The organism is Malaciobacter canalis, from assembly GCF_008000835.1.
GTDB classification, from domain to species: domain Bacteria; phylum Campylobacterota; class Campylobacteria; order Campylobacterales; family Arcobacteraceae; genus Malaciobacter; species Malaciobacter canalis.
The window spans coordinates 1,134,478-1,153,273 of sequence record NZ_CP042812.1 but is presented as its reverse complement, the minus strand read 5'-3'; the positions used below and the strand labels follow the sequence as shown (position 1 = coordinate 1,153,273).

Annotated in this window: 18 protein-coding genes; 3 read left to right on the top strand and 15 right to left on the bottom strand. The window is 26.4% G+C overall.

All coding sequences use genetic code 11. From position 1 onward, the window contains the following. Positions 1-22: 22 nt before the first annotated feature. Genes ACAN_RS05835 through zapB form a run of 4 tightly spaced genes read right to left on the bottom strand, consistent with a single transcriptional unit; the run spans position 23 to position 2,690 of the window. Positions 23-1,870 (bottom strand): primosomal protein N', encoded by a 1,848-nt coding sequence (locus ACAN_RS05835; RefSeq protein ID WP_099334178.1) that lies wholly within the window; start codon positions 1,868-1,870, stop codon positions 23-25. After that, entirely contained in the window at positions 1,867-2,277 is a 411-nt protein-coding gene (locus tag ACAN_RS05830) for a type II secretion system protein (protein WP_079577230.1), read from the bottom strand. Before ACAN_RS05830 ends, ACAN_RS05835 begins: the two co-directional genes overlap by 4 nt. A gap of 1 nt (position 2,278) precedes the next feature. Then, the gene (locus tag ACAN_RS05825; RefSeq protein WP_228145277.1) at positions 2,279-2,488 is read right to left on the bottom strand and encodes a hypothetical protein; all 210 of its coding nucleotides are present in this window, start codon (positions 2,486-2,488) and stop codon (positions 2,279-2,281) included. Continuing rightward, the gene (gene zapB / locus ACAN_RS05820) at positions 2,460-2,690 is read right to left on the bottom strand and encodes a cell division protein ZapB (protein ID WP_228145276.1); all 231 of its coding nucleotides are present in this window, start codon (positions 2,688-2,690) and stop codon (positions 2,460-2,462) included. Before zapB ends, ACAN_RS05825 begins: the two co-directional genes overlap by 29 nt. Before the next feature lie 223 nt (positions 2,691-2,913). On the opposite strand from zapB, the gene cobA reads away from it, so the two are divergent. After that, the gene (gene cobA / locus ACAN_RS05815) at positions 2,914-3,651 is read left to right on the top strand and encodes a uroporphyrinogen-III C-methyltransferase (RefSeq protein ID WP_099334177.1); all 738 of its coding nucleotides are present in this window, start codon (positions 2,914-2,916) and stop codon (positions 3,649-3,651) included. Here cobA and ACAN_RS05810 read toward each other — a convergent pair. From ACAN_RS05810 to hypB, 8 genes are all read right to left on the bottom strand, one after another. Continuing rightward, a complete protein-coding gene (locus ACAN_RS05810) occupies positions 3,648-4,052 on the bottom strand; it encodes a hypothetical protein (protein ID WP_079577226.1) in 405 nt (134 codons plus the stop codon). The two genes, cobA and ACAN_RS05810, sit on opposite strands and share 4 nt — an antisense overlap. Positions 4,053-4,127: 75 nt before the next feature. Further along, a complete protein-coding gene (locus ACAN_RS05805) occupies positions 4,128-6,002 on the bottom strand; it encodes a sensor domain-containing diguanylate cyclase (protein ID WP_099334176.1) in 1,875 nt (624 codons plus the stop codon). An 89-nt stretch (positions 6,003-6,091) separates the two neighbouring features. Next, a complete protein-coding gene (gene hypA, locus ACAN_RS05800) occupies positions 6,092-6,433 on the bottom strand; it encodes a hydrogenase/urease nickel incorporation protein HypA (RefSeq protein ID WP_079577224.1) in 342 nt (113 codons plus the stop codon). Beyond that, positions 6,434-8,083, bottom strand: coding sequence for a hydrogenase maturation protein (locus ACAN_RS05795; RefSeq protein ID WP_099334175.1), 1,650 nt, complete (start codon positions 8,081-8,083; stop codon positions 6,434-6,436). It abuts the gene before it with no gap. Further along, on the bottom strand, positions 8,083-9,078 hold the full coding sequence (gene hypE, locus ACAN_RS05790; protein WP_079577222.1) for a hydrogenase expression/formation protein HypE: 996 nt from the start codon (positions 9,076-9,078) through the stop codon (positions 8,083-8,085). Before hypE ends, ACAN_RS05795 begins: the two co-directional genes overlap by 1 nt. 39 nt (positions 9,079-9,117) lie before the next feature. Beyond that, positions 9,118-10,263 carry a hydrogenase formation protein HypD gene (gene hypD / locus ACAN_RS05785; RefSeq protein WP_099311341.1) on the bottom strand — a complete coding sequence of 382 codons (1,146 nt, stop codon included), beginning with the start codon at positions 10,261-10,263 and terminating at the stop codon, positions 9,118-9,120. A 10-nt stretch (positions 10,264-10,273) separates the two neighbouring features. After that, a complete protein-coding gene (locus tag ACAN_RS05780) occupies positions 10,274-10,549 on the bottom strand; it encodes a HypC/HybG/HupF family hydrogenase formation chaperone (protein ID WP_079577220.1) in 276 nt (91 codons plus the stop codon). 68 nt (positions 10,550-10,617) lie between these two features. Further along, the gene (gene hypB, locus ACAN_RS05775; protein WP_079577219.1) at positions 10,618-11,409 is read right to left on the bottom strand and encodes a hydrogenase nickel incorporation protein HypB; all 792 of its coding nucleotides are present in this window, start codon (positions 11,407-11,409) and stop codon (positions 10,618-10,620) included. A 120-nt stretch (positions 11,410-11,529) separates the two neighbouring features. On the opposite strand from hypB, the gene ACAN_RS05770 reads away from it, so the two are divergent. Further along, positions 11,530-12,186: a hypothetical protein gene (locus ACAN_RS05770; RefSeq protein WP_099334174.1), complete on the top strand. Its 657-nt coding sequence runs from the start codon at positions 11,530-11,532 to the stop codon at positions 12,184-12,186. On the opposite strand, the gene ACAN_RS05765 is transcribed toward ACAN_RS05770, so the two are convergent. Further along, on the bottom strand, positions 12,183-14,567 hold the full coding sequence (locus ACAN_RS05765) for a methyl-accepting chemotaxis protein (protein WP_099334173.1): 2,385 nt from the start codon (positions 14,565-14,567) through the stop codon (positions 12,183-12,185). The genes ACAN_RS05770 and ACAN_RS05765 overlap by 4 nt on opposite strands. A 220-nt stretch (positions 14,568-14,787) precedes the next feature. Here ACAN_RS05765 and ACAN_RS05760 point away from each other — a divergent pair, with 220 nt between their 5' ends. Then, entirely contained in the window at positions 14,788-15,066 is a 279-nt protein-coding gene (locus tag ACAN_RS05760) for a DUF3817 domain-containing protein (RefSeq protein WP_099334172.1), read from the top strand. A gap of 24 nt (positions 15,067-15,090) precedes the next feature. On the opposite strand, the gene ACAN_RS05755 is transcribed toward ACAN_RS05760, so the two are convergent. Together ACAN_RS05755 and hypF are read right to left on the bottom strand one after the other, a co-directional pair. After that, positions 15,091-16,437 carry a sodium-dependent transporter gene (locus tag ACAN_RS05755; protein WP_099334171.1) on the bottom strand — a complete coding sequence of 449 codons (1,347 nt, stop codon included), beginning with the start codon at positions 16,435-16,437 and terminating at the stop codon, positions 15,091-15,093. Positions 16,438-16,560: 123 nt separating this feature from the next. Next, positions 16,561-18,789, bottom strand: a complete 2,229-nt coding sequence (gene hypF / locus ACAN_RS05750) for a carbamoyltransferase HypF (protein ID WP_099334170.1) — start codon at positions 18,787-18,789, stop codon at positions 16,561-16,563. Between the last annotated feature and the right edge of the window lie 7 nt (positions 18,790-18,796).

The window sequence follows — 18,796 nt, the reverse complement described above, 5'->3', positions numbered from 1 at the left end:
TACTAAGATAACTTTAAAAGTATTAGTAGTTTGTATCCATATCTATTGTTGCCATAGTTGAATTTATACCATGAAGTGCTGTTAAAATAGCTTTTATACTTTTAGAACGAATTATCACTTCATATCTATATTTGTTAGCTAATTTAAAAATTGCACACTGACCAAAACCAACAACTTCAATAGAGTTGTTTTGTTTTAAGATATTAACATACTTGTCAAGTTCATCTTTCACTTTTAAGCCATTTGCATGGGCAAATAAAATCCTTGCCATTTTTACATATGGAGGGTACAAATCTTCTCTAAACTCTAACTCTTCTTCTAAAAACTCTTTATAATCTGCTTGTGTAAAAAAATATTCAAAGAACTCTTGATTTTTTGTTTGAATAATAACTTCACCCTCACCTTTTCTTCCACTTCTTCCTGCTATTTGAATAAGTAAAGATAATGCTTTTTCTCTTGCTTTATATGAATTCATATTTAAAACAGAATCAATTCCTAAAACTACTGCTAGTTTTACATTATGATAGTCATGTCCTTTTGAAAGCATTTGTGTTCCAACTAAAATATCAATTTTATTGTTATTAAAATCATTTAAAACAGCTTTTAATTTTGTATCTGTTTTTATCTCATCTCTATCAAATCTTTTTATAACTTTATTTGGGAAAAGATTATTTAATTCTTCTTCAATCTGTGCAGTTCCAACTCTTAGATTATGAATTATACCTGTATTGCATGAGGGACAAGTTTGTGGAATTTGTTGAGCATATCCACAATAGTGGCATTTTAATGCTAAATCATTTTTGTGTAAACTCATAGAAACAGAACAGTATGGACACTCAACAGATTTACCACAACTTGTACAAATTTGATATTTAAAATTTGCTCTTGTTGGTAAAAAAACTATAACTTGTTTATTCTCTTGTAGAGTTTTATTTATTTTTTGTATGGTTTTAGGGGATAAATTTGCATCACTATCATCAAACTCTATTGCTCTTTTTGTTTCAAAAAAAGTCTCTTTTAATCTATAATAAGGAATTTTATTAAAAGAAGAAGCTGAGGGCGTTGCACTTCCTAAAATAAGTTGAATATCATACTTTTTTGATAAATATATTGCTAAATCTTTTGTTTGAAATCTTGGTTTAGAATCACTTTTATAAGACTCATCATGCTCTTCATCAACTACAATCACACCTAAGTTTTTAAAGGGTAAAAAAAGAGATGATCTAGCTCCTGCTATTAGCCTAATTTCTCCACTTAATAAAGCTTGAATTATCTCTTTTTTCTTTTTTTTTGTAACTTTTGAATGCCATATTGCAACACTTGTATGAAAAACCTTTTCAAGTCTTTTTTGCATTTGTGGAGTTAAAGATATTTCAGGCATTAATAAAACTGCTTGTTTTTGCTCATTTAAGTGTTTTTCAATAGTTTTTATATAAACTTCTGTTTTACCACTTCCTGTATTTGCAAAAAGTAAAGCTTGTTTTTTCTCTTTTAAAAATGTAAATGCTTCTTCTTGTTTTTTTGATAATTTTATATCACTATCAAAGCTTTTTTCTTCAAAATCTTTTTCTAAATCTTCATCAAAAGCACTATATGAACTCAAAGCCTCACCTATACTACACACATAATAAGTTGAAATAAATTTTGCAGTTTCAAGCATTTTTAAATCATAATACTCATTTGTCAATTCTTGAATATCTACACACTTAAATGTTGGTTTTTCAACTTTTTTTAAAACTACCGCTTCACAAAGCTTTTTCATTCTTGCTAATTTAACTAATACTTTTTTACCAATTTTTATCTCATTTTCACTTTGGTAAGTTAAAGGTGTAAGGGGTGATTTTAATATTGCTAATTCATAATAATTCATTCTAATTCTTTACATATTTTACTGTTATTTAAACATTTAAACTCTGTGTTTATATATTGAAATTTTATTTTTTCACCTTTTAACTTTAAAGCATAGATGTTTTCATCTATTTTCATCCAAGAATCTTTTGAAGAGAGTATTCCTTCATCTAATACTTTTGTAAACAACTTACTATTTTCTTTATTTATAGCACAGTCATCTAAACTATCTAGTTTTTCAAAATTATTTAAACTTTTAATAGCAGTTTTTTCTTTTATAGCACTTCTAATTTGAGCTATTTGAAACTTTTGATCTTTTGAATTAACAAATGATAAAACATATTCATATTTATATGTAAAAAAAGAGATTAGCAATGCAAGTGTTGTTATTACAAAGATTAATTCAAGTAAAGAAAAAGCTCTTTTCATCTTAAAAAGAAGGAATTTTATTTGATATTTGATCTATTTCTTGTTTAAATTTAGAATGTTCTTGAGAAACTCTGATATAAGCAGCTAAAAGTTCTCTTGTTTCAAGATTCTTATCTGTTTGCAAATACCTTGTTAGTTCTGATTTTAAAGATTCATCTACATTTATTGTATAAGCCATATTATTAATATGAAAAGTCAATTTCTGCGTCACTATTCTTACCTTTTGTCAATGTTATTGCACTATCGATTCGTAAAAGCATATCTTGATTGTTTCTTACTAATTCATCATTTGTATTTTTTAATTGATTAAGTTCTTGTCTTAATGCATCATTTTCTATTCTTATTCTTTCATAATCATGAATTAGTTTTTCGATTTTTGAATCGAGTGCTTTGATAATTTCCATGCTTTGCATTTTATCACAAACTTCCTAGTAATTAAATTATTCTATATCTATTTACTTTATTCAAATTTTTAATCAAATATTATTCAGTTTTAATATTTTACACTTAAATTGATGAAGAATATATTATTAAATAGCTATATTTACGCATTTTATTCCAAAATATAATATTAAGTTATTTAACAATATAATTTTACCTAATTTTTATCATAATTTAATTTAATAAGGATTTTTTTTGGTTTATTTAGTTGGCGCAGGTCCTGGAGATATTGAACTTTTTACATTAAAAGCTATTAATATTTTAAAAAAAGCTGATGTGATTTTATATGATGCTTTAGTAAATCCTGAATTTACAATTTTTTGTAAAAAAGATTCTATTAGGATAAATGTTGGTAAAAGAAAAGGTAAACATCTCAAAAACCAAGAAGAGATAAATAATTTACTTGTAAAATATGCAAAAGAAAAAGAGATTGTAGTAAGATTAAAAGGAGGAACTCCTTTTGTTTTTGGTAGAGGATATGAAGAAGTAAAAGCTTTAAAAAAAATTGGTATAACACCAATTGTTATATCAGGTGTTTCTTCAACTACTAGTGTTCCTGAAAGTTTTATGATTCCCTCAATTGATAGAAGTTTTTCTGATTCATATAGAACCATAACAGGTCATGATTTGACTATTTTCAATGAAATTATTACCTCATATCATGAAAGAGAAAACCTAATAATAATGATGGGTGCTTACAAAGCAAAAGAAATTGTTCAAAGTTTACTAAAAAAAGGTTTTCCTAAAACTACTCCTATTGCATACTTAAGTAAAGGTACAACATTAGAACAACAATGTATTATCTTAACATTAGAAGATGTTTATAATAAAAATGAAGAGTTTTTCTTGCAGTTAAGAGAGTTAACTCCTGTAATTACATTTGTAGGTAAAACAATTAATGCTTTAAAATATCAAATCCAACAAGAGGTTTAATCCTCTTGCAATATAAGCTTACCTTGTTCATACAAAGAAGCAACTGCTTTCCCCCATTGAGAAAAATAACTTATATCTTTTGTTGAAAAACCAAAACTCTCATTTATTGTTTCAATTAGCTCTTTCTCTTTTAAATCAAAAGAATCATCCGCATGAATTAATATCATTAATTCAAGCATAACTATTTTTTTGCTTTTTTTGCTTTTAAAATGTCTTAAAGTGTCTTTTAATGAAAACTCCGCAACATCAAACAAATCTTCGTTTTCAATTCCCATTTCTGCACAATACTCTTCTATGATTTCTTGTTCAATCTCTCCATAATCACTATCAATTCTAGCAAGATAATGAGCAAGTTGCAAAAAGCAAAATTTCTCTTTTGTTTGTAATTTCATTAATAACATTTATTGCATTCCTATAATTTATTCAATACTGAAATTATATAATTTTAATGTTAATAGTTAGTAAATGTAAATAATCTATTTTGTTGATTTCTTATTTTTATACATTATTTTATCTGCTTCAACTATAAGTTCATTTACACTTTTATGATTACTTGAATACTCACATACTCCAAAACTTACATTAAAAATTATATTATCCTCTTTTTTGTTATTTTCTTCTATTTTATTTAATATTTTTTCTACAACAATATAAGCATCTTTTTGTTTTGTATCTTTTAATAAAAGTAAAAATTCATCTCCTCCAAGTCTTATAATACAGTCACTTTGTCTTACACTAGTATCAATAATATTTATTAATTTTTTAATAACTTTATCACCAATATCATGTCCAAAGTTATCATTTATTTGTTTAAAATCATCAATATCAAAAAGAACTACACTTAGCGTAGTTGGTTTACAATTAAACTCTCTTGCAAAGTCATCTAAAAATCTTCTATTATAAATCCCAGTTAAAGCATCAGTATTTGCTAGTTTTTCATTTGCTATTTTTAAAGCTTCTGTTTGAATTAATTTTTGGGTTCTTTGCGTTAGTTCTAAACTTAAGTTATTGAAATTTTTCGCAAGTTTGTCAATTTCATAAATTCCACTAAAAGGCACTTTATCAACAGGCTTATTTGTTACAAGTTTTTGTGTAAACCTAACCATATCACGCAAAGATATATTAATTGATTCTACAAACTGTTTTGATTTATAATATAAAAAAATCAAAAACAAAAGATAAAAAACTATAATAAAAGAGATTAGAAAATAGCCAATCTTTAGATGTTTTTTTTCTAAGTTTTCAACAGAACTTAATAGATTTTGCACAGGAAGTAAAGATATGACTTTCCAATCATTAATTCTTATTTCATTTACAAAGCCTATATACTCTTTGTTTTTTATCACTATTTTTTTATCACTATTTTTTAAATAAAAATTCTTTGTAAATAACTTTTTAAATATTTTATGATTTGTTATATTAAATTCAGTAGGTCTTAAAATAGTTGTATTTATTTGTCTATTTTTATCTTTAATTTTTGATTCTTTAATATTTAAAATATTATCAAAACCTTTACTCATTGCTAAAATTGTTCCTGATTTATCTATTATCATAGACAGAGTTTCATAAGGTAAATCAAAATCAAAAAAGTTTTTAGTAAAACTATCTAAAGAAACATCAATTCCAGTAACACCTTCTAAAAAATTATTATTATAAATTGGAACAATACAGCTTATAATCCACTCTTTTTTAACCGGGTCAAAATATGGTTTTGTCCACACTATACTTTTCATAGGATTTTCTTTTAATGTAGCTTGATTATAAAAATTATAATCTTTTAAATTTATATCTGAAGAAAAAACTTTATAAACATCTTTGATAAAAGGATAGTATCTATTCATATTATCATATGAATTAAAATAAACAGCCATAATTGAGGGGTTTTCTTCAATAATTGTTTTAAAACTTCTATCAAAATTTTCTGTTTTAAAAATTTTTTCTTTCATTTTATGTGTAAGCTTTTCTTTTGATAAAAAAACAACAGAAGAACCACCATTATCTTGCTGTTTGTAATATGCACCATTTTTATTATAATTGATATCTATTTTTTCTTTTTCTATATAATTTATTTTATCAATATTTTCAAAATAAAATTCATGTTCAGCTTTTAATATTTTCAATAAGCTTGTAACTTCATGTAGCTTTATTCTTAAAGTTGAAATCTCTTTATTAATTAATTTAGTTGTATTTTCATTGGCATCTTTTAATAAAAACTCTTTACTACTATCAATTATATTTTTATTTGTCCAAAAATAAGCACATATTAATAAACTACCAATAAAAAGTATAGATATCAGTGAAGTTTTTAGATAATTTCTAAATAATAGCTTTTTAAGAATTATTTTTTTCATAGACTCCCTTTTTTTACAGTCTAATGAAATTATTATATAAACTTAATAATATCTATAGTTCAATTACAAAGTAATATCCTAATTTAATCTTACTCTAATTCTAAACTCATTAAATACATATCTTCTCCATCAATAACATTTAAATTACCACTATTACATAAAGGACATAAAAACTCATGTTTTTCTAAGGTGGATGTTTCATTGCAATCTTTGCACTCAACTACTATATTTTGCCTATTTACTACAAACAAAGCTTCATCACAAATTGTTTTTTCCTTAAATGTTTCAAAAGCAGTTTCAAGTAAATCTACTTCAACACCACTTAATATACCAATTTTAATAACGATTTTCTTAACTTTTGTAGCATTATTTGCTTTTGCGTGTTCTTCACACTGATCTAATAATGATTGAACAATACTATATTCATGCATTTATATTTCCTTTAATCTTTTTGGAGTTTCTAAAACTTTCTTTTTATATACAAATTTTTGTCTTAAAATATGGAAATTTGAATCCTTATCCCAAAACTGATTGTACATAAGTTTTAACTCTTTTTCTTTACAACTATTTATATATTCACTATTTTTATCTAAATACTCTTCTTTTTTTTCACAAAAGTCATAAAACCAATCTAAATCTTTTGTTAAACTTTTTGTAAAGTTTTTTAAATCCTTTTTATAACTTTTATCTTCAAAAACAATATCTACTAAACCTATTTTTTGTGCTTCTTTACTTCCTATTGGCAAACATTTGTCTATTATTTCTTGAGCTTTTTTTTCTCCTACTCTTTTTGGTAAAGAGTAAGTATGGTACTCACTTCCTGTAAGAGCTAGTGTTTTATAATGTGGATTTAAAACAACCTCATCATTGATTACAATAAAATCACTTGCTAAACCTAAAAACACTCCCCCTGCACCTGCATTTTTTTCAAAACTTGTAACTGTTATAATCTCAGGAGAAAATATGATTGATTTAACTACATCATTTATTGCATTTATATTACTCCAACCATCTTCGCCTTGCTTTTTACTATCTTCTAATATATTTAAATGTATTCCATTACTAAAAAAATCTTCTGCACCCATAAGTACAAGAACTTTGCACTCTTGTTTTAAATAATCAATTGCATATTTTAATCTAATACATTGGCTTGTACTCATAGCGCCATTGTGAAAATTAAAATACAAATATGCTATTTCATCATCTTTTTGCACTCTTAATTCATAAAAAGTATCAATATGTGTATCTAAAACTAATGGTATTCTATTCTCTTTTACACCTTTTAGTTTATCTTTTAGTACATAAGTTGCTGGAAGTTTAAAATAATCTTTCTCTTTTAGATGAGTAATCCAAATTGCCTTGTCAATTGTTCCAATGCAAATCGCACCATCTCTTTTTGCAATTATCTCTTTTGGTTTTGCTTTTAAACTCTCTTCTTTGAAAGCACAGTACAAATAACACTCTTTACCTAAAAGATTATCTTTAACTCCAGGACTTGAATCACTTGCATTTATTTTTTTGATAATTGTATCACTACTATCTTCTTGCCAATTTATTTTTCTATCATTTTGTGTAATTTTTTTATGTAAAGGATTTAATATCTGCTTTATTGGAGTAAACTCTTTATTTTCTAAATTTATAAAAAGTTCATCAATTGCCTTTATTGCACAGTTTGTTGCTTCATTTCTATATATTGAGGCTTTGCTTTTATTTATTGGCATTGTAAAGTTTTTATAAGAGTAAATATCGCCACCATCAAAATTTTCATTGGCTTTAAGTATCACTACACCCCAAGTTTTTTTATCTTCTAAAATAGCTAAGTCAAGCGAGTTTGAGCCTCTATCGCCAATAACTCCTGGATGAACAATAAAAGTAGGAGTTTTTTCAAAAATCTGCTTTGGAATAAATTTGTTTAAAAAAGGACAAAGAATAATATCAGGTTTAAATCTTTGAACCTCTTTTATCATAAGCTCATCACTTAAAGCATAATCAACACTAACTATATAATTTTTCTCTTTTAATCTTACATATACCTTTTGAGATAGTGAGTTAAAAGAAGATACAATAAGTAAAACCCTCATTAGCAAATTCTTGGTAATAACTCACCTGTTGGTAGTTCTAAAAATCTTTTTGTTCCCCATTCTGAGTTAAGAACTACTTTTTTAGAATATTGTTGTGTAACATTAGCAATTATTGAAGCATTTTTTGAGTTTTCAAACTGTTTTAAAACTTCAATAGCTTTTGATGCTTCATCTTTATTTATAGCCATTACAAAGGTACCCTCATTTGCTAAACTCATAGCTTCAAAACCAAGTAATTCACAAATACCATTTACTTCATTTGAAACTGGGATTTTTTGTTCATCAACTTCAATACATACATCTGATTGATTAGCCCACTCATTTAATACAGCACTAACTCCACCTCTTGTTGCATCTCTTAAAGCTGTAATTTTTATACCAGCTTCAATTAAAGCTTTTACTTGAATAAAAAGTGAAGCACAATCACTTTTTAAATCACTAGACATATCCATACCTTCTCTCGCAGCAAAAATAGTAGCTCCATGACAACCTATATCTCTACTTACAATAATTACATCATCTTGTGTAATTGAGTTTGAACTAATACCTTTTTGTTGTATTTGACCAATTCCTGTTGTATTTATAAAAATCTTATCTACACTTCCTTTTGGAACTACTTTTGTATCTCCACTTACAACAATTGCTTCATTTATTTCAAGCTCTTTTTTCATAGAGTTTACTATTTTTTCTAAACTTTTTATATCAAAGCCCTCTTCTATAATCACAGAACAAGTTAAGTACTTTGGCTTTGCTCCCATCATTGCTAAATCATTACAAGTTCCACAAATAGAAAGTTTTCCTATATTAGCACCACTAAAAAATAAAGGACTTACAGTAAAAGAATCCGTTGTAAAAGCTAAATTTCCATCTTCAATAACAGCTGCATCTTCGCTTTTTGTTAAAATATCATTTTTAAATGCTTTATAAAAAACTTTTGAGATAAGTTCTTGATTTTCTGCTCCACCATTTCCATGAGCTAATGTTACTGTTTTCATATATTTCTCTTTTCTTTATATTTAAAATCTTTAGTATTTTTATAATAAATTTCCATATTTATAATATGCTGCACAAGCACCCTCACTAGAGACCATACATGAACCAACAGGCTTATTTGGTTTACATGCAGTACCAAAAATAGTACAGTCTGTTGGACTGGCCATTCCTCTTAAAATATCACTACAAATACAAAGCTTGTGATCTTCAATCTCTTCTATTGGTAAAATATCTTTATATATTACTTCTGCATCATAATCTTCATAATCTTTTTTTAGTTTTAGTCCAGAATCTTTAATATTTCCTAAACCTCTCCATTTAAAAAGTGATATTTTTTCAAAATAGTTATTAATTAATTCTTGTGCTTTTATATTTCCATCATATGAAACCAATCTTTTATACTCAATTTCAAGTTCACATCTATTTTCAATAAACTGTTTTACTATCATAGAGATTGATTGCATAACATCAACTGGTTCAAACCCTGCAACAACAACAGGAGTATTATACTCTTTTGGAAACTTTTCATATATTTTGCTTCCACTAATAACACTTACATGTGATGGACCTAAAAAAGCATCAATATTATGATTATAACTATCTACATGTTCATCTCTACTATCTATTAATTCACTCATAACTTCAGGAACTGTTACATGATTTATATGAAAGAGTATATTTTTTATATTTTGTTTTATTACAGTATTAAGTAGTGCTGCTGTCATTGGTGTAGTTGTTTCAAAACCAATTGCAAAAAAGATTATCTTTTTATTTGGATTTTCATCTGCTATTTTTATACAATCCATAGGTGAATATACAAATCTAACATCAGCACCTTTACTTCTTGCATCTTGTAAACTTCCTTTACTACCAGGAACTTTTATCATATCCCCTAAAGTTACAAGTATTACATCTTTTTGCATACTTAAAATATATGCATGGTCAATTCTCTCTTTTGGCATAATACATACAGGACAGCCAGGTCCATGTATAAATTTTATATTTGAAGGAAGAAGTTGCGGAATTCCATATTTCATAATTGTATGTGTATGACCTCCACAAACTTCCATTATATTTATTGTTCTGTCAAGTTTTTTAGCATCTTCATCTATTATTTTTTTATAGGCTTTTATAGTTTTTGCATCTCTAAAACCATCATATAAATCTTTTAATTGTATCTCTTGCATTATATCTCTTTTAACAGCTTTTATTTTCTCTTATTATTTGTGCTTGCCTCTCTTCTTCTTCAATGTTCTCAATTATTTGTTCATAAAGACTTAAAGATTCCAAAGCATCTTCTTCGTCAATTTTATTCATTGCAAAACCTATATGAATTAATACATAATCACCAATATTTATCTCTTGGTCAATTAAATCTAAACTTGCACTTCTTTCAACACCCATAGTATCAACTGTACAGATATTGTTTTCTCTATCGATTTTTGTTATCTTTGATGGTATAGATAAACACATTTTTTCTCCTTTTAATGCATGTAATTATAAACTACATGCATTAATTTTATTTTAGCTTTAAAGTAAAACTATCTCATTTTTCTTTTAAAATTAATCCAGTCTAATACTTTTTTCAATGACTCTTCATCTTTTGTAGAAACCTCTAATATATCAACATTTGGTTTTAATTTTCTTGCTGTTTCTTTCTCTTTTTCTAAATCATACTCAAAGTATGGAAGTAGATCTGTTTTTGTAAATAATATTAAGTCTGCTGCTCTAAACATTACAGGATATTTGGCAATTTTATCTTCACCCTCAGGAATAGATACTAATACAATATTTAAATGTGTTCCTACATCATATGAAGCTGGACAAACTAAATTTCCCACATTTTCAACAAAACATACATCTAAATCATCTAAAGGCATATCATGCAAGCCTTTATGTACCATAAAAGCATCTAAGTGACAAGCACTTCCTGTTTGAATTTGTACTGCTTTAATATTTTTGCTATTTAATCTATCTGCATCTTTATTTGTTTCTAAATCACCCTCAACAACACCAAATTTAAAATCAGCAAAATCAACTAATTTTTCTAAAAGTGTTGTCTTGCCACTTCCTGGACTACTCATTAAGTTAATTCCTAAAACCTTATGATTGTCAAAATGAGCTCTATTATGAGCTGCTTCATGATCATTTTTATCTAAAATCTTTTTTATTACTGAAACTGTTTTACTATCATTTAATTGTGGATTATGATGTAATGTTTCATGTGCTGCTTGATGACTTGAACTTCCATGTTCATGGCTATGTTCGTGACTATGACTATGTTCATGATTATGCTCATGATCTGTTATACTACAACCGCAATCTTTACACATATTTTCTTTCCTTCTGAATAGATATTCATTTTTAATAGTTTACTCATTTTTTCTTAAAATAGGTGAAAAATTTTTCAACGCTTATGTATATTTTGAACAAAAATAAGATATAATTTTTTTATGAAATTAACAAATTGTCCATATTGCAACTCAAGAACACTTTATACTTTAAAAGATAATTATAAAAAGTGCAAAGATTGTAACAAAAAATTCTCTTTAAAAAAAATTGATACTGATATAAAAATTATCGAAGGTTTTTGTAATAATACCCCTGCTTTAAATCTTTCAAAAGATCTAAATGTAAACTACAGAACTGTATCAAATCGTTATGATATTTTTAGAAAACTTATTGCAAACTACCTTGAAGAACTTTATTATATCTCCATTCAAGATAATACATCATACGAAGAGTTTTATTACTTCAATGAAAAACAGCTACAAAAAAAGAATAAAAGCCTTTATGAAGCTATAAACATAATAGGTTTTTATGCAAATAATAGAGTTTATACACTTTTAATGCCCTCTTTGCCAAAAGCACCAATGCAAGATAAAGATGAAGACTTTGAAAGATATTTAAAATGGCATAAATTACAATCTCAAAACTCATACGCTACCCCACTTAAAGAGTTTTGGGAATTTTTAAAACAGAGTTTAAAAAAGTATAAAGGAGTAAATCAAGATAACTTCTTTTTTTACTTAAAAGAGTGCGAATTCAAATATAATTTTACAAAACCAATTTGTAAAGCACTCTTAAAAGATATCTATTTTAGAATTTAAAGCTTCATAGCTTTAACTTCATCTTTTCCAACAAACTCTTTTTCATCAGCATTATTAACTATTCTTTGTGATATTTCAGAAGTTTGTGATGATACATCTTTTGTTCTCATTGCTACACTTGCATTTTGTTGTGTTTGTTGGTCAAGCTCATTAATTGCATCATTAATCTGCTCAATTCCAACTTGCTGTTCTTTGCTAGCATCTGTAACATCTTCAATAAGCGCAATAGTTTTATTTATATTTTCATTTAATACATCATAACCTTTAATCATCTCATCTGCAATTGTTTTACCCTCATTTGCTTTTATTGTTGCATTTTCAACAATCTCTTTAATCTCACTTGCTGCTTGGGCACTTCTACTTGCAAGATTTCTAACCTCACCTGCAACAACTGCAAAACCTTTTCCAGCTTCTCCTGCTGTTGCTGCTTCTACTGCTGCATTTAAACTTAGAATATTTGTTTGAAATGCTATTTGATCAATTACAGTTATTGCATCATTTATTGAATGAACTTGCTCATCTATTTCATCCATAGATTTAGAAGTTCTAGTAGCTAAACTATTTCCCTCTTTTGATGAGTTATTTAAAGCACTTGCATATTTACTCATTGTTTTAATATGATCAACATTTTCTCTTATATTTCCAGTTATCTCTTCAAGTGCAGCTGCTGTTTCTTCTAAAGAAGAGGCTGATTCTTGAGATGATGTATTTAAAATCTCAACATTTGCAGATAAAACTTTTGCTGATTCATTTAAAGTAAGTCCGTTTTTCTTATTTTCTACAAGCATATCACTTATTGTATGACCTAAATCATTAATTCCATTCATTAAATCACATATTTCACCTGTACATTTCATAGTAGTTTCAACTCTAAAGTCATTATCTTGATATTTTTTCAAAACACCAAGTGAATGATTAACTATTTCTTGAAGATGTTTCATCATATCATTAAATACTACAATTAGCTGTTTAATAGATGGATTTAAACTTGTAGTAGTAATTCTTCCTGATAACTCACCTGAACTAATGTGATTAACTAAATCAGAAACCTCCTCAATTACTATTTTGTCTTGATTAATGATTTTTTGAGTATTTACAATATTATCATTTATCATTTTAGACATATGACCTATTTCGTCATTTGAAAATACTTCTAAATGTTTTATATCTTTTGATTCATGATTTAAAAATTTAAAAAATTGCAATAATCCTGATTTTAAATCTTCAATTGGTTCAACTAAAATTTTATTTAAAACAAATGAGATTAAAAGTGCAATTAAAATAACAACAACAATAGAGATTATTAATATTTGCAAAATTACACTATTAATCTCTTCTTTTGAATGTTTTGCCATCTTATCTATACTTTTTTCAATATCTTCTATATAAGTTCCTGTTCCAATAATCCAATCCCATGGTTCAAAATATACAATATATGATAGTTTTTGCTTGGCTTTTGTTTCTCCAGGTTTATTTTTATAATAACTTGTAAGTCCCTCACCTTTAGCTTTTGCAACATCAACAAACTCTTGAAAATATTTTTTACCATTAGAATCAACAGCATCTTTTAAATTTTTGCCTATTTGATCTTTTCCATTTGGATTCATAATTAAAACAGGTTTAGAATCATTTACCCAAAAATATCCATTATTTGAGTATCTCATTTGCGATAGATTTTCTAAAGCCTCTTTTTGCATTTGTGCATCTAGGTTATCAACATATTCACCTGTTGCAATAACCCAATTAAAAGGTTTAAATAATCTTCCATAAGAGATTTTTGTTTTCAATTCTTTTGTTTTGGGTTTTTCCCAAACATATGAAATAAAACTATCACTTTTACCTGCTTTGATTTTGTCAGTTAAAGCTTTTATGAAAGCTATTCCATTTTTATCTTTTACATTTGAAAAATCTTTTCCCTCAAGTTTTGAATCAACAGGCTGTGCTATAATTTTGTTATTTAAATCTGTAACAAAAAAATAACCTGTTTTACCAAACTTTGTATCTTTTATAATTTCAATAATTTTTGATTTTAATTCATTTTTTGAAAGTACATTTTTATACCTATTATATTGTTCATTTATAATTGAAAATATAAAATCGGTATTTTTTTCTAAATCATCTTCAACTAATTTTTCAAGTTTTTCTTTTGAAGTTTGTTCATAAAAGCTTTTTACACTTCTAAGTGCCATAGTTACGTAACTTTTTAACTCATTCTCTTTTTGTGCAAAAGCATTATCCTTATATTCTTGGATATTTTTTTGCGTCAACTCTTCTATTGAAAGAATTGATTTAGAAGCAATGATTATTGCAATAGTTACTATTGTTAAGATTACTATTGAAAGTATCTTAGTTCTAAGATTTAAATTCTTCAAAATACTCATGGAGCACCCCTTAATAATGATTAGTAAATTATAACTAAATAATAAAAAAACAGTCAATCTATATACACTATAAGTTGTTATTTATTTTAAAACTCATTTTAATTCATATCTTATCAATCAAAAATAGCATTTATATAGCATTGTAAAAATTTAAGAAAAATATATAAAACATTACTAATAAAACTTTAACTATAATAACGCAAAATCAAAAAGGATGTAAATGTTAAATAGTTTCAGGATAGTATCTTTTATTGAAGGTTTATCTTATTTAGTACTTCTATTTGTTGCAATGCCTATTAAATACATAGGTGAGAACCCCTATCCCGTAAAAGTAGTAGGTATGACTCATGGAGTACTTTTTATAGTATTTGCTATTGCTTTATTTTTTGCAATGAATAAATTAAGATGGGAAAAAGGATTTAGTTTTAAACTTTTTATCTATTCACTTATTCCCTTTGGAGCTTTTGTTATAGAAAAAGAAGTTAAAGAGAGAAATTAGTATTACTAAGAGGAAAAGTTCCTCTTAGAATTTAAATAGTCCTGTTTCATTTAAGATAACTGCAATAAGTGCAATAGGAATAACATATCTTACCATGAAAAACCATAGTGCAAGTAATGACTTTCCTAAAATAGGTGTTAACTCTTGTTTAATAACTTCTTTATCCATATAGTATCCAACAAAAATAACAACTAATATACCACCAATTGGTACAATAATAGTAAAGCAAACAAAATCAACCCAATCAAAAAATGATTTTTCACCAACTTGCAAGGCAGGTGCAAACTCAGTTATATTTGAGAAAAGAGTAATAGTACCTAAGATATAAAAGAATAAACTACAAATAATTGCAGCTTTCATTCTTGTCATTTTATATCTTTCTATTAGATATAATACAGCTGGTTCCATCATTGAAATAGCTGAAGTAATACCAGCAAATGCAATAGCAACAAAAAATAATAAAGCTAAAAATTGTCCAGCTCCACCAAACTCATAAAATACAGATGGTAATGAAATAAATACTAAACCTGCACCTTTTGTTGATTCTGCACCCTTATCAAATAATAATGTAAATATTACTAATCCTGCAACTATTGCAACTATAGTATCAATAATAGAGATTGTAACAGCCGATTTTGCAATATTTGTCTGTTTTGGTAAAGAAGCTGCATATGTAATAATAATACCCATACCCAAAGATAAAGTATAAAATGCTTGTCCAATTGCTGCAATTATTGCAGATGAAGTAATCTTTGAGAAATCAGGATTAAACATAAAATAAACTGCATCACCAAAAGCATCAACATTTATTGAATAGATAAATAAAATAGCTAAAATAACACCTAATAAAGGCATTAAAATTTTATTTATTTTTTCAATACCATCTTTAATACCTCTTAAAATAATTAGTGTTACTAATACAAAAACTATTGTGTGATAAAAAAGTTGTGTTTGATAATCTGATGTTAATAAAGTCATAAAATTATCAGTTGATTCTTTAACTGTTTCTGGCAACTTATTAAAAGAAAGTACCACATAATGAAAAATCCAACCAATTACAACAGAATAATAAGAAAGAATAAGTAAAGGGACAACAGCCATAAAGCCCGCATACTTCCAAATTTTTTTATGTTTTGTTGCTAGATTTTCAAACATAGAAACTGCATCACTTTGCCCTACTTTACCAATTAAAAGCTCAGCAATTAATACAAAAACACCAATAAAAAGTGCTGTAATTAAATATACAATTACAAACGCACCACCACCAAATTCACCTGTTACATAGGGGAATTTCCATACATTTCCTAAACCTACGGCAGATCCAACCGCAGCTAGGATAAATCCCAATCTACTAAATTTTACTTGATTCATAGCCAACCTTATTTAAAATTCAAATATTGATTTTATCTAAACAGAATTTAAAAAAGATAATTTTCACACTATTTTTTGAAACTTTTTATCAATTTCTACATTATTTATGGATTTTTTTAATATTTAAGTTAAAAAATATAGTTGTCCTATTGAAATGCTACCATCATTTAAAGAAACTTTTTTATTAAAATATACTTTTTTATTCTCTTTTTTAAGCTCATCAATACACTTTTCAAGAAGAGTTTTATTTTGAAATACTCCACCTGTTAAAACAATATCTAAATCATTATAATTATTTGAAATATCGACTATAATTTTTACAATTGTATTTATAAACTTTGAGCAAATAATCTTTTTATTGGACTCAGTTATAATAGTTTTTATCATATTTGAAATATCAATTTCTTGATTTTCTATTTGATATTCATATGAATCTAATATATTTTTATCATAATACTCTTCAATTAAAAGTCCTGTTTCACCCTCATATGATTGTGTATGTGCAATATTAGCCAAAGATGCAATTGCATCAAAAACTCTTCCAAGTGAGCTTGTAAGAAAAGCATTGATATCTTTTTGCCACATCATATAAAAATTATTTAACTGTGTGTTTGTAAACTCATTTAATAAAGCAATATTCATTTGTTTTAATTCATCTAAAGTGTAATTTTCAAATAAAAGGGATAAAGCGACTCTTTTAGGCTCTTTTACTGCTTTTTCTCCACCAAGTAACTTAAAATATTTAAAATGAAAAAGACGCTTATAATTCTCTTTTGATGCAAGCATAACTTCTCCACCCCAAATATTTCCATCATCCCCATAACCTGTGCCATCAAAACTAAAACCTAAAAGTTTATCTTTTAGCTTATACTCTGCCATAACACTTAAAATATGTGCATAGTGATGTTGTATTTTTACTATTTTGATATTTAATTTACTTGCCCATTTTGTGCTTTCATAATTTGGATGCTTATCACAAACAATAACATCAGGTTCAAAATCATAAAATCTTTTAAAAGTTTCAACTGTTCTTGTAAAATATTCAAGGGATTCAATAGAGTTTAAATCTCCAATATGAGGAGAAACAATCATATTATCTTCAAAACAAAAAGATATAGTCGATTTTTGATTTGCTCCTAGTGCCATTATTTTTTTATTTTGTTTTGTTTCTAATTTTATTGTAGTTGGAGTATATCCCCTTGCATTTCTTAATTTTACTACATTATCTTTAATCACTTGAACAACACTATCATCAACTGCATTTATAATCTCTCTATTGAAATCTAAAACAAAATCAACCACATGTCCAAGTTTTGATAAAAGTTCATCTTTATGCCTTATAATTGGTTCATCTTTTAAATTAGCACTTGTTGCTATAATTGGATTGTTTAAAAACTTAAATAAAATAATATGCAAAGGAGTATAAGGAAGAAATACACCAATTTTACTAATATTTGGTGCGATTAAAGAACTTAAATTAGTATTTTGTTTTTTCTTTACTAGTGTAATTGGTTTTTCTTTTGAAGTTATAATATCTTTTTCAAATTCATTAAATACTGCATAATCAGATACTTCTTCAATACTTTTAAACATAACAGCATAAGGTTTTGTAGGTCTATTTTTTCTTAATCTTAACTCTTTTACTACCTTGTCGTTTGTTGCATCACAAACCAAATGAAAACCACCAAGCCCTTTAATGGCAACTATTTCTCCATTATTAATAAGTGTAGCAATCTTTTTTATTGCTTCAATACCCTCTTCTATTTTTTTATTTTCTTTATTAAATAGTTCTAATTTTGGACCACACTTCTCACAGCATACAGGTTGTGCATGGTATCTTCTATTAGTAGGGTCTGTATACTCTTCTTGGCATAAAGGACACAAAGTAAACTTTTCCATTGAAGTATTAACTCTATCATAAGGAACAGTCTTTATTATTGAGTATCTTGGACCACAATTAGTACAGTTTGTTAAAGCATAATTGTATCTAAAATTATTTTCATCATTTATATCTTTTATACAATCTTGACAAATTGAGATATCTGGAGAAATTATTGTAGTTTTATTTGAGTTATTTTTACTTTCAATAATTTGAAAGTCATTAAAATTTTCAAACTCTTTATCTAAAATTTCTAAAGAGTCAATAACTGCTAAAGGTGGAGAATAAGTTTTTAATTGTTTTATAAACTCTTCAATTAAAAACTCATCTGTCTCCAAGGCTATGTTTACACCCTCGTCATCATTATTTACCCAACCATTGATTTTTAACTTCTTACAAAGATTATAAACAAAAGGTCGAAAACCAACTCCTTGTACTATTCCTTTAACTTTTACTATCTTACTATTTATCATTAAAACT